The sequence below is a fragment of the Streptomyces flavotricini genome, from assembly GCF_020639365.1.
GTDB lineage: Bacteria > Actinomycetota > Actinomycetes > Streptomycetales > Streptomycetaceae > Streptomyces > Streptomyces flavotricini.
This window is the reverse complement of record NZ_JAINUL010000001.1, coordinates 5,594,959-5,610,254: the sequence shown is the minus strand read 5'-3', so window position 1 is coordinate 5,610,254 and position 15,296 is coordinate 5,594,959. Positions and strand designations below refer to the sequence as shown.

Here is a 15,296-nt window from a genome sequence, read left to right as displayed (position 1 = left end):
AGTCAGCGGTAGGTGGCTCTGGTGCGGATGCGGGAGACGGCCAGGAGGACCAGCAGGGTGGCGGTCATGAGGACCACGGCGACGGCGGACCCGCCGAAGAGCGAACCGCGGTCGGTGGCGGTGAAGATCCGGACGGGGAGGGGCATCCAGTCCGGCGGGTAGAGCATCATCGTGGCGCTCAGCTCGCCCATGGACAGGGCGAAGCAGAGTCCGGCGGCCGCCGTCAGCGACGGCAGCAGGAGGGGGAGCTTGACCCGCCACAGCACGTACGCGGGACGGGCGCCCAGGGAGGCCGCCGCCTGTTCGTACGCGGGGTCGAGACGAACGATGGCGGCCGAAACCGACTGATGGGCAAACGCGGTGACAAGAATCGTGTGCGCCAGGACCACGATTGAGCTGGTGCCGTTGAGCAGCACCGGGGGCTTGCTGAAGGCGACCAGGACGGCGAGGCCGACGACCACGGACGGCACGGCGACCGGCAGCATGAACAGGGCGTCCAGGGACCGCTTCCCGCGCCGCTTCAGCCGGGCCGCGGCCAGCGCGGCCCAGGTCCCGACGGTGAGCGCGAGCAGGCTCGCGACGAGGGCGGTCACCAGCGAGGTGGTCAGCGCCTGGAGGGATTCGCCCCGCACGGCGGAAGCGTAGTTCCCGGTGGTCGGACCGGAGGGGAAGGCCCCCGACCAGTGAGTGGAGAACGACGCGGTCACCACGACGAGCAGGGGCAGGGCGAAGAGGGGCAGGAAGAGGAGCCCGAACAGGCCCCAGGCGGCCCAGCGGCCGGTCTTGCTATGCACCAGCACGCTTGCCCACCACCCGGTAGAGGCCGAACAGGCCGACGGAAATCGCGATGTTGACGACGGCGACCACGCAGGCGGCCGAGTAGTCGGACTCCAGGATCGCCTTGCCGTAGACGAGCATCGGGAGGGTGGTGACGTCCTTGGCGCCGGTGAACAGCACGATCCCGAACTCGTTGAGGCACATGACCAGGACGAGGCTGCCGCCGGCGGCGAGCGCCGGAAGGGCCTCGGGCAGGATCACGCGCCGGACGATCCGCGCGGGCTTGGCCCCGAGCGAGGAGGCCACCTCCAGCTGGGCGGTGTCCAGCTGGGAGAAGGCGGCGAGCAGCGGGCGCATCACGAAGGGCGTGAAGTACGTGATCTCCGCGAGCAGTACGCCCCACGGGGTGGTGAGGAAGTGGAAGGGCCCCTCGGCGCTGCCGCTCACGTCGGTCCAGAGCCCGTTGGCCATGCCGACCGTGCCGTAGATGAAGAGGAGGGCGAGGGTGATGAGGAAGGAGGGGAAGGAGAGGAAGACGTCGATGAACTTCGAGACGGCCTTGGCCCCGGGGAAGGGGACGAAGGCGATGATCAGCGCGAGCACGAAGCCGAGGACGAGGCAGCCGACGGTGGCTCCGGCGGCAAGCCACACCGTGGTGCCGAGCGCCTCGCGGAAGGAGTGCGAGCGGAAGACGGAGGCGTACGCGTCGAAGGCGCCGCCGCCGTTCTCGGGGCTGAAGGACTGCTGGACGACCAGGGCGAGCGGGTAGAGGAAGACCAGTGCGAGCGCGGCCACGGGCGGCAGGGACCACAGCCAGCCGGGCACGGTACGGGTCCGCTGCGGGGCGCCGGTCCCCTGCGGGGTGCGGGAGCCGGACGGGGCGGCTCCGGGCCCGGCCACGGCCCGGTGCCGGGCGGTGCCGCCGTGACCGGGCGCGGCGCCGTTGTGCTCCGGGGTCCGCGTGCCCGGTATGTGCGCCGTCGCCCGGCCGCCCGGGCGCGGGGCGTCAGCCATCCGACACCCCAGCGGCCAGCAGCACGGCGTCGCGCGGCTCGAAGTGCAGGGTGACGTGGTCGCCCAGCGCCGGGGTCTCGCGCAGCTCCGGCAGGTCCGCCTTGATCCGGTGGCCCTCGACGTCCACGTACAGCCGGTGCGTGGAGCCGCGCCACTGGACCTCGGTGATCGTCCCGCTCAGCGCGTTGGGACCGGCGCCGAGGCCGAGCAGGTGCGGCCGTACGCACAGGGTCGCGTGCGCGCCGGGGACGGCGCGCCCGCGGTCCAGCTCCAGGGCCCGCCCCGCGAAGAGGGCCCCCGCCTCGGCGACGGTCACCGGAAGCAGGTTCGCGTTGCCGACGAAGGACGCGGTGAACTCGGTGCGCGGCGCCCGGTAGAGCTCCTGCGGGGTGCCGCAGTCCTGGAGCCGGGCCCTGTCCATGACCGCGATCCGGTCGGCGAGGGTCAGCGCCTCCACCTGGTCGTGGGTGACGTACAGGATCGACACGTCGGGCAGTTCGCGGTGCAGCCGGGCCAGTTCGGCGAGCATCCCCGAGCGCAGCTGGGCGTCCAGCGCGGACAGCGGCTCGTCGAGCAGGAGCACCCCGGGCCGGATCGCCAGCGCGCGGGCGATCGCCACGCGCTGCTGCTGCCCGCCGGAGAGCTCGCGCGGGTGGCGCTTGGCGTACGCCGCCATGCCGGTCATCTCCAGCGCCTCGGCGACGCGCCCGGCCATCTCCGCCTTGGGGGCCTTCTGCGCCTTGAGGCCGAAGGCCACGTTGTCCTCGACCCGCATGTGCGGGAAGAGCGCGTACTGCTGGACGACCATGCCGATGCCGCGCTTGTGCGGCGGGAGCGCCGTGACGTCCCGGCCGCCGATCAGCACCCGGCCCGCGGCCGGCCGTACGAAGCCGGCGACCGCGCGCAGCGCGGTGGTCTTGCCCGAGCCGGAGGGGCCGAGCAGGGCCATGACCTCGCCGGGCTCGACGGTCAGGTCGAGGCGGTCCAGCACGGTGTTGCCCCCGTACTCGACGCTGACCCCTTCGAAGCGGATGCCGCTCACGCCGACTCCAGCAAGGCCGCGGGCAGGTCGGCGACCGACTCGAGGACGTGGGTCGCGCCGTGCCCGGTGAGCGCCGCGCGGTCGTGGGCTCCGGTGAGGACGCCCGCGACGATCCCGGCGCCGGAGCGGCGGCCGCAGAGCATGTCGTACGCGGTGTCGCCCGCGACCACGACGTCCCGTACGTCGTCGGCGGCGCCGGTGCGCAGGAACGCGGCCAGCACCATGTCCGGGTAGGGGCGGCCGCGGCCGCCCGCGTCGGCGGGGCAGAGGGTGAGGTCGGCCAGGCCCTGCCAGCCGAGGGCGTCGAGGATGGCGTCCTGGGTGACGCGGGCGAAGCCGGTGGTCAGGACGACGGTGCGGCCGTCGGCGCGGAGCTTCTCGATGGTCCGGCGGGCGCCGGGGACCGGGGCGATGAGCCCGCCGTCGACGAGCTCTCCGTACGCCTCCTCGAAGGCGGAGTTGGCCCGCCGGGCCAGCTCCTCCGTGCCGAAGAGGTGGCGGAAGACGGAGATCTTCGACTCGCCCATGGTGTCGCGGACGTACTGGAGCTTGGCCTCGTGGTCGGCGGTGCCCGGCTCGACGCCGATGCGCTCGGCGGCGAGCTCGAAGGCGCGCTCGACGAGGCCGCCGTCGGCGACGGTGGTGCCGGCCATGTCGAGGACGATCAGCCGGTGGGACCTGCCGTCGGCGGTGCTCAGGTTGCTCACGGTGCTCATGTTCCCTACCAGCCCAGTTCGTTCGCGGTGGTTTCGGCTATGGCGGGCGAGCAGGTCATCCCGCGGCCGCCGGGTCCGGTCACCAGCCAGACGCCGTCCGCCACGTGCTGGCGGTGGACGACGCGGGTGGTGTCGGTGCATTGCGCGTACACGCCCGCCCAGCGGTGCCGGATCTTCGGCAGCGGGCGGCCCAGGAAGGACTCGACGACCTCGGTGAGGTACTCGTACGGGTCTTCGAGGGTGTCGAACGCGAAGGGGTGCTCGTACTCGTGGGTGTCGCCGATGGTCAGTCCGCCGTCCCGGCGCTGGACCATCAGCAGCTGCATCTTGTGCGCGGCGGCGACCGGCGCCTGGGCCTGCTCGGCGTTGAGGACGTCGAGGGCCCCGCTCCGGTACGCGGGGTAGTAGCGGAAGCTGTCGGCGTCGGCGATGGAGGTGGTGAGCTCCTCGCCGAGCGGGGCGGTCTGCATCATCTGGAGCCGGACGCGGCGCACGGGCAGGTCGGGGACCAGCTCGCGGACCAGGCCGGAGAGCCAGGCACCGGTGGCCAGGACGACGGCGTCGCCCCGGTGGACGTCACCGTGGTCGTCGCGTACGGCGCCGTCTCCGACGACCTCGCGCACCTCCCGTCCGGGCAGGAAGGTGTAGCGACCGCTCGCCTCGAGGGCCCCGCGCAGGTGGAGCTGGGCGGTGCGCGGCTCGACGGCCGCGTCCCGTTCGCACCACAGGGCGGCCTCGAAGGCCCCGCGCAGGGCGGGGTTGATCTCCCGGGCCCGCGCGGCGGTGACCAGTTCGTAGCCCCTTGCGGCGGCGTCGGGGCGGGCGGCGGCCGCCTCGGCGACCGCGTACTCACGGGCATTGCGGACCGGGGTGAGGGAGCCGATCGCGCGGAAGCCCAGGCCGGGCACCTCCGCGCCGATCTGCTCCCAGAGCTCGCGGGCCCGCAGGGCGGTCTGGAGCTCCTCGCCCCCGGCCCGCCCACTGACCCAGATCTGACCGAAGTTGCGCAGCGACGCGCCGCGGGCCTCGGCCTCTCGCTCGATCTGGACGACCTCGTGGCCGCGTTCGACTGCTTGCCAGGCGTGCATGGTGCCGACCACGCCGCCTCCGACGACTATGACTCTCACGTGCCCCACGGTGGCCGCGGCCCGTGGACCGGGAGGGTCAGGGCGGCGACGGGACGGTGAACAGACCTCGACGCTTGGACTAGACCCGTTACCTTCTCGTGATCTCCCTACGCCCCTTTTCGCCGCCTTGGGCCGCCCCGAGCAGGACTATTCGGGCCGCAGACGGGTCGTGAAGCTGAACCGGTCACCACGGTAGAGAGAACGGACCCGCTCCAGCGGCTGCCCGTCCTGGTCCCGCGAGAACCGGTGGATGAGCAGCATCGGAAGGGCCGGCGGGGTGCCGATCAGAAGGGCCTCGCGGGGGGTGGCGAGGACGGTCTCCAGCTTCTCGTCGGCGTCCCCGAAGGAGATCCCGAGCCTGTCGAGGAGGTACCCGTAGAAGGAGGAGTCCGGCGGGAACTCGCTGTCGAGGCGGGGCGCCCGCGCCACCCGGACGTACGTGCTCTCCAGGCCGACCCGCTCGTCGTCGGCGAGCAGCACGCGCTCCAGGTGCCAGACGGGCTCGCCGGGCTCGGCGCCGATGCCGGGGGCCAGCTCGGGCGGGCAGGGGAACCGCTCCAGTCCGATCAGGTTGCGGCCCGGGCGGCGGCCCTGGCGGCGTACGCCCTCGGTGTAGCTCGCGAGGGAGAGGGGCTGCTCCAGCTTGGGACCGGCGACGACGGTGCCGCGGCCGGAGCGGCGGAGCCGGCCCTCCAGGAGCAGCTCGCGCAGGGCCTGCCGTACGGTCTCGCGGGACACCTCGTACCGCTCGGCGAGATCCCGCTCGGTGGGCAGCAGTCCGCCCTCGCCGAGGTCGTCGAGAAGGTCCGCGACGAGGGCCTTGACGGCGTAGTACTTGGGGACGCGACCGTGCTCCGGAATGCCGGAACGGACGGGCGAGCCGGGGCGGTGGTGCAGGTTCTGTTCTTCCACCCTGGGACTGTACGCGGGGCGGATGTACGGGGATCAGCGCGCCGGTGTGCCGGGGGTGCGGGGGGTGTCGGCGGCGGGCGGACCGGTACGGGCGCGCAGCCGGCGGGCGGCCAGCAGGAGCCCGGCGCCGGTGACGAGGGAGGCGGCCCCGCCGATGCCGTACAGCCGGTTGCGGGGGCCGGTCTGCGCGAGGGACCCGGCGTCGCCGCTCTCGTTCTCGGGGCCCTCGACGGAGAACCGGTAGCCGCCCGCCTCGCCGACCCAGTCGCCGTCGTCGGCCTTGCGCTGCACGAGGGCGGCGTCCGCGAGGACCTCACCGGCGGGCGTGCCGGGGGCGAAGGCCAGACTGACCTTGACGGTCAGGGAGCCGCCGGCCCGGACGGCGAAGCCGGAGAAGGCCTCGCCCCCGTCGAAGACGGCGATGATCTCGTCCCGGTCGCTGCGCTCCAGGCTGACGGGGAGGGTCCCGCCCGGAGCCTCGAACTCCATCCGGAAGTGGGCGGGGAGCAGGGCGCGGGCCGCGTCCGTGAACACCACGACGGGGTGGATGGCGGTGCATTCGGAGTTGGTGGTGTTGGTGAGGTCCAGGTACCAGGTCTGCGGCCCGCCGCCGGTCCGGTAGACGGCCGGACCGCCGCGGATCCGCGCACCGATGGGGAAGGCGCTGCTCTTCCCGTCCCCGCAGGTGGCCTCGATCCGGGACGGCAGCGCGGGCGCGGGGCGGGCGCCGCCGCCGTTGCCGACGTCCGCGGCCGCGTACGGGGTGGAGAGGGCGACGGCGGCCAGGACGGGGACGGCGGAGAGGGCAAGGGCTTTGCGCAGTCGCATGGAAGACCTTCGCTTCGCTGCTCGCCGGACGGGGGTGATGGGGTGGACCGTTGCGATGGTCGGACGAGGCGACAATCACCCCGGCCTCCCGGCACCCTCCCACGCCCTCACACCCCCCTCCCCCCGCCACGCCTGCCGGCTCGCGCCTTACGCCTGATCGGATCAGCCGAGGACGGGGGGCAGGCGCCCGGCGAGCGCGCCCGGTTCCGCCTGCTCCGAGGGGGTCGGCGCCCGTCGGCCGGTCCCGGCGAGGAGCGCGTCGCGGTCGGTGAACGACGCGGGGAAGGCGGCGCCGGCGATCCGCTCCAGCAGTGCGCGGGACCGGGCCAGGCCTTCCGGGGGCGGTGGGGGCGGACCGTCGGGGAGGTGCGCGATGAGGTCGAGGTGGTGGGCGAGCCACCCCCGGCACCCGGATTCCCGCCCGAAGTCGGCGTCCGCGAGCGCGTCGACGGCCTCGAGCAAGGCCCCCCAAGAACGCGAAAAGAGCTCCATGCGGGCAACGTAGCCCCTGCCGGCCGGGCGGCCCGGCCGAGCGCTCAGCCCACGCGGCCGAAGAGCGGGGCCAGGGCCAGCTCCGCCGCCCCCTCGGCGACACCGTCCTCGGACGCGGCGACCTCCGGAACGGGGCCGCCCAGGGTGCGGGCCTCCAGGACGCGGCGGACGCCCCTCGTGAAGACCTCCGGTGCGGAGTCCACCACCCGTCCCCCCAGCCACACCCGGTCCACGTCCAGGAGCGCGACCACGTTCGCAGCGCCCTCACCCAGGATCCGCGCCGCCTCGGGGAGGTCCCCGCGGGCCACCGCCTCCAGGCACAGCACCTCCGCGCACCCGCGCCCTCCGCACCGGCAGGGCGGACCGTCCAGCAGCAGGACCTGGTGCCCGAACTCCCCCGCCGCGGAGCGTTCCCCGCGGAAGACCTCGCCGCGGAGCCGCAGCCCGGCCCCCAGGCCGGTGCTGAGGTGCAGGTACAGGGAGTTCCCGACGGCCCTGCGACCGGGGACCGCGACCCCCGCGTTGGTGTCCTTGTCCAGCAGTACCGGCGGGGCGTCGGGCCCGAGCCGGTCCGCCACCGCCTGCCGCAGCGGGTACCCCTCCCACTCGGGGTATCCCGTCACCCGGCCCATTACGCCGACCCGCCAGTCGAGCGGTCCCGGCGCGGCGACGCCGACGCCCAGCAGGGATCCCGCGCCCGCGTTCCCGCACAGCCGGTCCACGGCCCGTGCGACCTCGTCCGCGACGGCATCCGGTCCGTCCGCGAAGTCCAGGGGGCCGCGGAACCGCTCGACGACCGTGCCCAGCATGTCCACCCGTACCGCCCGCAGTTCGTCGCGGTCGGCGTGCACCCCGACGGCGTGCCGGGCGCCGGCGGCCAGCTGGAGCAGCGTCCGCGGCTTGCCCCCGGTGGACGGGCCGCGGCCGGCATCGGCGACGAGTCCCTCCGCGCGCAGCCGCCCAATGATCTTGCTGACGGCCTGCGGGGTGAGGCGCGTGAGGGCGGCGAGCTCGGTGCGGCCGAGACCGTCGAGACCCGCTTCGCGCAGCAGGGCGAGTACGAGCGCGTCGTTGTGGCCCCGCAGCGCCGGTAGGTTCACGCCGCTTCCGTTGCTTCCGCTACGCCAGTCCACCTTCCCATTGTCCACCCTCCTTGCACTTAAGCAACACTGTTGCCAAAGTGGAGGCATGAACGCCTCCCCTTCCGCTGCCCCCACGCGGTCGAACTGCGCCCTCCGCGTCGGCCTCATCGGATACGGACTCGCCGGTTCCGTCTTCCACGCGCCGCTCGTCTCGGCCACCGACGGGCTCGTCCTCGACACGATCGTCACCTCCGACCCGGGCCGCCAGGCCCAGGCGCGCGAGGCGTACCCCGACGCGCGGATCGTCGGCACGGCGCAGGAGCTCTGGGAGCTCACCCCCGCACCCGACCTGGTGGTCATCGCCTCCCCCAACAAGACCCACGTCCCGCTCGCGACCGCCGCGCTGCACGCCGGCATCCCGGTCGTCGTGGACAAGCCGCTCGCCGCCACCGCCGCCGAGGCCCGCGAACTCGCCGCCCTCGCCGACAAGACCGGCACCTTCCTGTCCGTGTTCCAGAACCGCCGCTGGGACAACGACTTCCTCACCCTGCGCCGCCTCATCGCCGACGGCGAGCTCGGCGAGATCCAGCGCTTCGAGTCCCGCTTCGAGCGCTGGCGCCCGCAGCTGAAGGGCGGCTGGCGCGAGTCCGGCGCCCCGGAGGAGATCGGCGGCCTGCTGTACGACCTCGGCAGCCACGTCGTCGACCAGGCGCTGGTCCTGTTCGGCCCGGCCGTCCGCGTGTACGCGGAGACCGACGTACGCCGCCCGGGCGCCGAGGCGGACGACGACACCTTCATCGCCGTCACGCACGCGAACGGGGTCCGCTCCCACTTCTACGTCAGCGCGACCACCGCGCAGCTCGGCCCGCGCTTCCGCGTCCTGGGCTCGCGCGCCGGCTACGTCAAGTACGGGCTCGACCCGCAGGAGGCGGCCCTTCGCGAGGGGCAGCGGCCGGGCGTCGGCGACACCCCGTGGGGCGAGGAGCCCGAGCACCTGTGGGGCCGGGTGGGCTCCGGCGAGTCCCCGCTGACCGGCGGCGGAGCGCCGGTGGCGACCGTACCGGGTGACTACCCGGCGTACTACGCGGCGGTGCGGGCGGCCCTGCGCGAGGGCGGGCCGGTGCCGGTCACCGCGCACGAGGCGGCGCGGTGCCTGGAGGTGCTGGAGGCGGCGCGGGTCTCGTCCCGGGACGGGGTGACCGTGGAGCTGGGTTCCACCATGTCCTGAAAATGGACAGTTTGAGGTTCAGGGGCCATCTATCCTGCACAGGTTGTAGATCATCACATGTGTGAAGAACGGAACCTGTCTGTGAAGCTGCCCCGGATCGCATCGGCCGTCGCCACCGCCGCGATGGCCCCGGCCGTCCTGCTCGCCTCTCCGGCCTTCGCCGCCGACGCCTCGGCGCAGGCAGCCGCACCGGCCGCTGCGACCGTGCCGGACCAGGCGGCGGGCGCGGCGGCGGACGGGTCGGCGGACGGGTCGGCCGGCAAGCTCGCGGACAAGCCGGAGGACGAGCAGACGGAGAAGGCGGCCGACGACCCGCAGGCCGTGAAGGACCGCGCCGCCGTCGAGGCGGTCCTGGCGGATCCGGCGAGCGGGCCGGGCGTACGCGAGGCGGCCGAGAAGGCCCTCGGGGGATCGGCCGCCGACCTGCGGAAGTTCCTCGACGTGGAGTGGGCCCGGGAGCAGTTCACCGACGACCGGGTACGGGTCTCGCAGATCATCGGCGTCGGCGGCCGGGCCGTGCAGAAGGCCGGCAAGGCCGCCATGAAGGCGGACACGCAGGCCGCGCTGACCGAGTTCCTCAAGCACGGACAGCACACCGCCCGCTACGAGGACGACTTGGTCGAGATGGCCCGGATGCTCAACGGCGCGGGCCTCGGGATCACCGAGGCGGTCAACCGGCTGATGGACGGCGGGACGCCCGAGGAGGTCCGCGAGTTCGTCGCGAACGGGCAGCACAAGATCCGGGCGGTGGACGACCGGGTGGCGCTGTTCGCGATGCTCGACGGGGCCGGCCCGGGCCTGAAGGAGGGCATCGTCAACCTCCTGAAGGGGAACCCGACCCCGGCGCAGCTGCGCACCTTCGTGACGACCACGCAGCACGAGCTGCGCGACGACGACAACATGGTCCTGATCTGGGCGATGCTGAACAAGGCCGGCCCGGAACTGAAGAAGGCCGCGATCATCGCGATCAACGGCACGCCGGCGGACCGCGCCGAGTTCCTGAAGACCGGGCAGTTCACGGCCCGCGACAAGGACAAGGCCGCGGCCGACGCGCAGACGGGCAAGCCGGACGCGGGCAAGGACGGCGCCACCGGGACCACCGGGCAGACCGGGACGGCCGGGACGACGGGGACGACCGGGACCGGGGCCACCGGCACCGGAGCGGTCGGCAACACCGGGATGACCGCGGCGGGCGGTTCCGACGGGGCCCTCGCGAGCACGGGCACCGAGACCGCCCTGATCGCGGGCGGCGGCGCCGCCGCGCTCGGTGCGGGAGCCGGCCTGGTCTTCGCCAACCGCCGCCGCCGGGCGTCCACGAAGGACTGACCCGCGGCCCGCACGTCGTAGGGCACACGCAGGTGGGGGCGGGACGGCCGATGCCGTCCCGCCCCCATCCCCCCACGCGTGGGCGAACGGCGCCTACGCGCCCTTGAACTCCTGGCGCTGGCGGCCGAGGCCCGCGATCTCCAGCTCCACGACGTCACCGGCCCGCAGGTACGGCTTCGGCTCGGGCCGGCCCATGGCCACGCCCGCCGGGGTGCCGGTGACGATGACATCGCCCGGGTACAGCGTCATGAACTGGCTCAGGTACCGCACGACCTCGCCGACCGGGAAGATCTGGTCGGCGGTGTTGCCGTCCTGCTTGAGCTCGCCGTTGACCCAGAGCTTCACGTCCAGGTCCTGCGGGTCCGCCACCTCGTCGGCGGTGAGCAGCCAGGGGCCCAGCGGGGTGAACGTCTCGCAGTTCTTGCCCTTGTCCCAGGTGCCGCCGCGCTCGATCTGGAACTCGCGCTCCGATACGTCGTTGACCAGCGCGTATCCGCCTACGTGGGCCAGGCCCTCGGCGGCGGAGGACAGGTAGCGGGCGGTGCTGCCGATGACGACGCCGAGCTCGGCCTCCCAGTCGGTCTTCACGCTGCCGCGCGGGATCAGCACGGTGTCGTCCGGGCCGACCACGGTGTCCGCGGCCTTGAGGAAGAGGATGGGCTCGGCCGGCGGCTCCGCGCCGATCTCGGCGGCGTGCCCGAAGTAGTTCAGCCCGATGCCCACGATCTTGCCGATCCGGCCGACCGGCGCGCCGATCCGCAGGCCCTCCGCGTCCAGGGCCGGAAGCTCGCCGGACTCCGCCGCGTCCCGTACCCGGGACAGCACGGAGTCGTCGGCCAGCAGCGCGCCGTCCACATCCGCGATCAGGCCGGACAGGTCGCGCAGGGTCCCGTCCTGGTCGAGCAGCGCGGGGCGCTCGGCCCCGACCGGTCCGACACGCAGCAGCTTCATGGGCATTCTCCCGTGGTCGTGGGTGGTCGGCCCAGGGGCGAGCCCGGGCCTGCCGATGGGTTGCGGCCATCGGAGAATTGGTTGATCCTCCAAGATGGCCGCCCCATCCGCAAGACCCTGTTCACAGGCTGGAACGCTTGCGGTGCTGGAACCACGCCCGCTCGGCCACGGACCACGCGGTGGTCGTCACCAGGTACAGCCCGGCGGCCAGCGGCACCACGGCCGCCGTGATCAGCGTCCCGAACGACAGCAGCGGCAGTACGCCGCCCAGCTTGCGCAGCGCCGCCTGCTGCTCGGCGCTCACGTTGGCGGCCGGTACCGGCACGGGAGCCTCGGCGGCGGCGCGCCGCCCCCGTACCGCGCTCCAGGCGGCGACCACCGCGATGGCCGCGAACAGCCCCAGGAACACCAGCCCCTGCGCGCCGAGGAAGCCGCCCGCACCGAGGGCATCGCTCCACCGGGCCCCCAGCGGCGCGGCGAGGAGCCGGTGGTCCAGCAGCTCGCCGGACGAGGAGAAGGCCCGGTACATGAGGAAGAACACCGGCAGCTGGAGCAGCACGGGCAGCAGTCCGGCCATCGGGGTCGCGCCGCGGAACGCGGCCCGGTTCAGCGGATGCAGGGCGAGCCGTACGAGCACGGTGAACAGCACGATCGCGGCAGCGGTCGCGGACTCGGCCAGAGCGGGCTCGAGGAGCCTGCCCAGCTCTTCAACGAGGCGGGTGAAAACGGACACGCGGGCCCTCCGAGGGGTCTCGTCAACGTCGAAAGAAGTGCATTTCGGCGCGACGACCACGAGGGGCACGACGACGAACAGAAGGGATGAAGGGAAAGAGGTGCCCCTACGCGGCCGTCAGGACGAGACGACCGGGCGCCCTGGGCCGCGACCGGCCCGAGGCATCGGGATCACGCTGCGGCAGGAACGCCGTGCGCTGCTCGCGATCACGTATCGCGGTACGTATGCGGTGGGGCGGCACGGGACGCACGAGCCGGGCGGCGAGGGCCGCGGCGCCCACGGCGACGGTGGCGGCGAGGGCGACCACGACGGTGCCCAGCCCGCCCTCCCCGGCGAACAGCCCGAGGAGCCCGACGACCCCGGCGAACAGGAGCAGGGACATCAGCAGCCGACGACGATCGAGCCGTGCCATACCGCGCCCCCTCCCGAGATCCGATCCGTACCCACCACGAGCAAGAACGCGATCTAACTCCGCAAGGTTCCCCAGACCACGAGCCGATATGTGGAGGTGTACTCGGGCGTGCAGGTGGTGAGCGTGATGTGCGCGCCGGGCCCGTCGTAGCCGTACTCGGGGTGGACCGTACTGCGCGGCACCGGCGCGATCACCCCGGTGTCCCGCTCGCCGGTCTCCCCCAGGGTCTTGCCCACCACGTACGTGTACCGCTGCCCCCGGACGTCGACGATCAGCTCGTCCCCGGCCCGCAGCCGGTTGATGTACCGGAACGGCTCGCCGTGGGTGTTGCGGTGCCCGGCGAGCGCGAAGTTCCCCTGCGCCCCGGGCTGCGCGGTCCCCTGGTAGTGCCCGGCGTACCCCTTGTCCAGCACGGCCCGCTTGTCGACGCCCTGCGCGATGGGCACGACGACCCCGAGCCGCGGAATCCGCAGCACGCCGTACGCGGACTCACTCGCCGGCGCCGACGCCGGCTTCCGCGCCGACGCCCCGGGCTCGGCGGCGGAAGGCGGCGCGGAAGCGGATGCGGATGCGGATGCGGATGCGGACGGCTCCGGAACCACGGCGGGACCGGAATCAAGAGGGCCGGGGACGGAAGGACGGGTCCACCGCTTCTCCAACTCCCGGACTTCCTCCCGGGCGGCGGCCAGGGCCTGCCGGTTGGTCCACCACACCTGGTGCACCACCAGCAACAACACCACCACACCCACGGTGACGGTCAGTTCGGCGGCCGCCCACAGCACCCCGGCGAGACCGGCCCGCCGCCCCCGCCGGCCACCCCCTTGCACCACCACACGCATGTGATCCCGCACGGGCCGCACCCTAAGACCTCCCCCGCCAACAGACCAGGGCAGTACGGTGTGAACCATGCGCCCTGACACGCCTGCCGAGCACATCGCCGAAGCCGAGCGCCTCATCCGCACGGCGACCCGTTACCCCGAGGACCAGGAGCCCCTGCTCCTCCAGGCCGCGGCCCACCTCGAACTGGGTGACGCCCGGGACCGCGCCAGCGCGCTGTACGACCAACTCCTCGCCTCCTCGCCCGCCGATCCGCACCTGATCAAGGCGCTCCAGGCGGCGAACCTGTGGGAGTACGGCCACGAGCCCGAGGCCCGCGCCCTCATCCAGGGCATCCGCGCGGCGGCGCCCGCGGATGCGGCCCCCTGGGAGGTCATCGCGGAAACCCTCGAAGCGCACGACGAGTTGACCGCTTCGGAGGAGTGCTTCACCGAGGCGGCCGGCCTCCTCATCGAGGAGAACGCACCCCTCACCCAGGCCACCACGGCCCTCCTGACGGGCCGGCACCGGGTCCGCCGCCTCCTCGGGCTCCCGCACGACGAGTGGGACATGGTCGCCGACACCCGCCACATCGGCCCGATCCCGCTGGACGAGCTCCACGACCCCAAGCGCATCTGGGCCCTCGGCTCCGACGACCCGGCCGAGCTGCGCGCCGAGATCGCCCGCCTCCGCGCCGAACTGGGCGACCGCCGCGCCGCCCTCTCCCGCCCGTTCCCGGTGGCGATCCTGCACTGGCCGGCCCGCGAACTGGCCGAGCTCATCACGTCGTACCCGACCCTCGCGGCGGAATACCCCTCGCACGAGGCGCACCTGACGCACATCGAAGCGTCCCTGCGCGCCCTGGCGGCCTCGGGCACGACGAACCTCGGCATCGTGACGGCGAGCGTCCCCTCCTACGAGGCCTTCGCGGCATCGGAGAAGACCTCCCCGGCCTCCCCCTCGCTCCTCCCGGAATACGCGACGACCCTGGCCGCCCGAGGCAAGGCCACCCCCTGGCCCCCCACCCCGAACACCCCCTGCTGGTGCACCTCCGGCAAGCCGTACGCCGAATGCCACGGCGGTAGTTGAGTACGCCAGCCGACTCGACGTCAGGGCTGTTGCAACCCTCGCACGACCTGACTCACCCTCATCGCCACGTCCTCTGGTGGCTCGTGCTCCCAGAAGCGGAGCACGAGCCACCCTGCAGCCTGCAGGTGAGCGGTGGTCTCCAGGTCACGAGCGACGTTACGGTCGAGCTTCACCCTCCACCACTCCGAGTTCGCCTTCGGGCTGGTGGCATGTTGCGGACATCCATGCCAAAAGCATCCGTCCAGGAACACGGCGACGCGGACTCCCGGGAACGCGATGTCGATCGTCCGGCGGGACATACCGGGCACTTTCCGCTGCAGTCGGTAGCGGAGTCCAGCGGCGTGAAGCAGTTTGCGCACGGCAACCTCAGGGCTGGTGTCTCGCCGCGCCTGCCGACTCATCCGTTCGGCTACCGCCGGAGTCGAAGCCACCACCGCACCTTGCGTCCGCTTTGCGGTCATTCACCCACGCTACCCATCATCATCCCGGCGCCAGAGGGGCGGGACGTTTCTGCGCGCCGTTCGGTCAGCCTCCGCGGAAGGCCCTCAGGAACCCGCGGCCTCCGTCGCCGTCGCGATGCGTACGACGCTTCCGTCCGCACCGTACACGGTGAAGACCGTCCTCCCCTTGCCCACGCTGGCCTCCACGGTGACCACACGCCCCTCGCCGTCCGGGACAGACATCTCGATCACGGCCTCGTTCATCCATACCTCCCCGACCGGGAGCCGCACCCCCGGAGTCGCTTGTGGCG

General features: G+C 73.2%; 17 protein-coding genes and 1 pseudogene. 3 read left to right on the top strand and 15 right to left on the bottom strand.

Annotated features, from left to right (window positions below; genetic code table 11):
• Positions 1 to 2: 2 nt before the first annotated feature.
• The 9 genes and pseudogenes from K7B10_RS25545 to K7B10_RS25505 form a co-directional block, all read right to left on the bottom strand.
• A complete protein-coding gene (locus tag K7B10_RS25545) occupies positions 3 to 800 on the bottom strand; it encodes an ABC transporter permease (protein ID WP_229339447.1) in 798 nt (265 codons plus the stop codon).
• Positions 787 to 1,791, bottom strand: coding sequence for a 2-aminoethylphosphonate ABC transporter permease subunit (locus tag K7B10_RS25540; RefSeq protein WP_229339445.1), 1,005 nt, complete (start codon positions 1,789 to 1,791; stop codon positions 787 to 789). Before K7B10_RS25540 ends, K7B10_RS25545 begins: the two co-directional genes overlap by 14 nt.
• Positions 1,784 to 2,833, bottom strand: a complete 1,050-nt coding sequence (locus K7B10_RS25535) for an ABC transporter ATP-binding protein (protein ID WP_229339443.1) — start codon at positions 2,831 to 2,833, stop codon at positions 1,784 to 1,786. The genes K7B10_RS25540 and K7B10_RS25535 overlap by 8 nt, the downstream gene beginning before the upstream one ends.
• Positions 2,830 to 3,540, bottom strand: a complete 711-nt coding sequence (locus K7B10_RS25530) for a phosphonatase-like hydrolase (protein ID WP_372481462.1) — start codon at positions 3,538 to 3,540, stop codon at positions 2,830 to 2,832. The genes K7B10_RS25535 and K7B10_RS25530 overlap by 4 nt, the downstream gene beginning before the upstream one ends.
• Positions 3,541 to 3,554: 14 nt before the next feature.
• A complete protein-coding gene (locus tag K7B10_RS25525) occupies positions 3,555 to 4,676 on the bottom strand; it encodes a TIGR03364 family FAD-dependent oxidoreductase (protein WP_229339439.1) in 1,122 nt (373 codons plus the stop codon).
• A 147-nt stretch (positions 4,677 to 4,823) separates the two neighbouring features.
• Positions 4,824 to 5,588, bottom strand: a complete 765-nt coding sequence (locus K7B10_RS25520; RefSeq protein WP_229339437.1) for a GntR family transcriptional regulator — start codon at positions 5,586 to 5,588, stop codon at positions 4,824 to 4,826.
• A gap of 33 nt (positions 5,589 to 5,621) precedes the next feature.
• Positions 5,622 to 6,416 (bottom strand): hypothetical protein, encoded by a 795-nt coding sequence (locus K7B10_RS25515; protein ID WP_229339435.1) that lies wholly within the window; start codon positions 6,414 to 6,416, stop codon positions 5,622 to 5,624.
• A 162-nt stretch (positions 6,417 to 6,578) separates the two neighbouring features.
• A pseudogene (locus K7B10_RS25510) lies at positions 6,579 to 6,815 on the bottom strand (maleylpyruvate isomerase N-terminal domain-containing protein); the annotation flags it as partial.
• Positions 6,816 to 6,952: 137 nt separating this feature from the next.
• A complete protein-coding gene (locus K7B10_RS25505; protein WP_308284636.1) occupies positions 6,953 to 8,008 on the bottom strand; it encodes an ROK family transcriptional regulator in 1,056 nt (351 codons plus the stop codon).
• A gap of 88 nt (positions 8,009 to 8,096) precedes the next feature.
• Between K7B10_RS25505 and K7B10_RS25500 the strand changes: the two genes are divergently transcribed.
• Positions 8,097 to 9,218, top strand: a complete 1,122-nt coding sequence (locus K7B10_RS25500) for a Gfo/Idh/MocA family oxidoreductase (RefSeq protein WP_229339429.1) — start codon at positions 8,097 to 8,099, stop codon at positions 9,216 to 9,218.
• 81 nt (positions 9,219 to 9,299) lie between these two features.
• Positions 9,300 to 10,544 (top strand): ALF repeat-containing protein, encoded by a 1,245-nt coding sequence (locus tag K7B10_RS25495; RefSeq protein ID WP_229339427.1) that lies wholly within the window; start codon positions 9,300 to 9,302, stop codon positions 10,542 to 10,544.
• Between the two features lie 93 nt (positions 10,545 to 10,637).
• Here K7B10_RS25495 and K7B10_RS25490 read toward each other — a convergent pair whose 3' ends face one another.
• The 4 genes from K7B10_RS25490 to K7B10_RS25475 all read right to left on the bottom strand — a co-directional run bounded on the left by K7B10_RS25490 (position 10,638) and on the right by K7B10_RS25475 (position 13,491).
• Positions 10,638 to 11,495, bottom strand: coding sequence for a fumarylacetoacetate hydrolase family protein (locus K7B10_RS25490; RefSeq protein WP_229339424.1), 858 nt, complete (start codon positions 11,493 to 11,495; stop codon positions 10,638 to 10,640).
• 121 nt (positions 11,496 to 11,616) lie between these two features.
• Positions 11,617 to 12,228, bottom strand: a complete 612-nt coding sequence (locus tag K7B10_RS25485; protein ID WP_229339422.1) for a YidC/Oxa1 family membrane protein insertase — start codon at positions 12,226 to 12,228, stop codon at positions 11,617 to 11,619.
• Positions 12,229 to 12,334: 106 nt separating this feature from the next.
• Positions 12,335 to 12,640, bottom strand: coding sequence for a DUF6412 domain-containing protein (locus K7B10_RS25480; RefSeq protein ID WP_372481461.1), 306 nt, complete (start codon positions 12,638 to 12,640; stop codon positions 12,335 to 12,337).
• A gap of 53 nt (positions 12,641 to 12,693) precedes the next feature.
• The gene (locus tag K7B10_RS25475) at positions 12,694 to 13,491 is read right to left on the bottom strand and encodes a class E sortase (RefSeq protein ID WP_229339420.1); all 798 of its coding nucleotides are present in this window, start codon (positions 13,489 to 13,491) and stop codon (positions 12,694 to 12,696) included.
• 55 nt (positions 13,492 to 13,546) lie between these two features.
• Between K7B10_RS25475 and K7B10_RS25470 the strand changes: the two genes are divergently transcribed.
• Positions 13,547 to 14,545, top strand: coding sequence for an SEC-C domain-containing protein (locus tag K7B10_RS25470; RefSeq protein WP_229339418.1), 999 nt, complete (start codon positions 13,547 to 13,549; stop codon positions 14,543 to 14,545).
• A 20-nt stretch (positions 14,546 to 14,565) separates the two neighbouring features.
• Here K7B10_RS25470 and K7B10_RS25465 read toward each other — a convergent pair whose 3' ends face one another.
• Together K7B10_RS25465 and K7B10_RS25460 are read right to left on the bottom strand one after the other, a co-directional pair.
• Positions 14,566 to 14,946 carry a very short patch repair endonuclease gene (locus K7B10_RS25465; RefSeq protein ID WP_308284689.1) on the bottom strand — a complete coding sequence of 127 codons (381 nt, stop codon included), beginning with the start codon at positions 14,944 to 14,946 and terminating at the stop codon, positions 14,566 to 14,568.
• A 144-nt stretch (positions 14,947 to 15,090) separates the two neighbouring features.
• Complete coding sequence (locus tag K7B10_RS25460; RefSeq protein WP_229339414.1) at positions 15,091 to 15,249, bottom strand: hypothetical protein; 159 nt, start codon at positions 15,247 to 15,249, stop codon at positions 15,091 to 15,093.
• Positions 15,250 to 15,296 lie beyond the last annotated feature (47 nt).

Excerpts from the sequence above, each read along its gene's own strand:
- K7B10_RS25540 (WP_229339445.1), bottom strand. The coding sequence starts at position 1,791 with ATGGCTGACGCCCCGCGCCCGGGCGGCCGGGCGACGGCGCACATACCG.
- K7B10_RS25515 (WP_229339435.1), bottom strand. The coding sequence starts at position 6,416 with ATGCGACTGCGCAAAGCCCTTGCCCTCTCCGCCGTCCCCGTCCTGGCC.
- K7B10_RS25500 (WP_229339429.1), top strand. The coding sequence starts at position 8,097 with ATGAACGCCTCCCCTTCCGCTGCCCCCACGCGGTCGAACTGCGCCCTC.
- K7B10_RS25490 (WP_229339424.1), bottom strand. The coding sequence starts at position 11,495 with ATGAAGCTGCTGCGTGTCGGACCGGTCGGGGCCGAGCGCCCCGCGCTG.
- K7B10_RS25480 (WP_372481461.1), bottom strand. The coding sequence starts at position 12,640 with ATGGCACGGCTCGATCGTCGTCGGCTGCTGATGTCCCTGCTCCTGTTC.
- K7B10_RS25470 (WP_229339418.1), top strand. The coding sequence starts at position 13,547 with ATGCGCCCTGACACGCCTGCCGAGCACATCGCCGAAGCCGAGCGCCTC.
- K7B10_RS25465 (WP_308284689.1), bottom strand. The coding sequence starts at position 14,946 with ATGAGTCGGCAGGCGCGGCGAGACACCAGCCCTGAGGTTGCCGTGCGC.
- K7B10_RS25460 (WP_229339414.1), bottom strand. The coding sequence starts at position 15,249 with ATGAACGAGGCCGTGATCGAGATGTCTGTCCCGGACGGCGAGGGGCGT.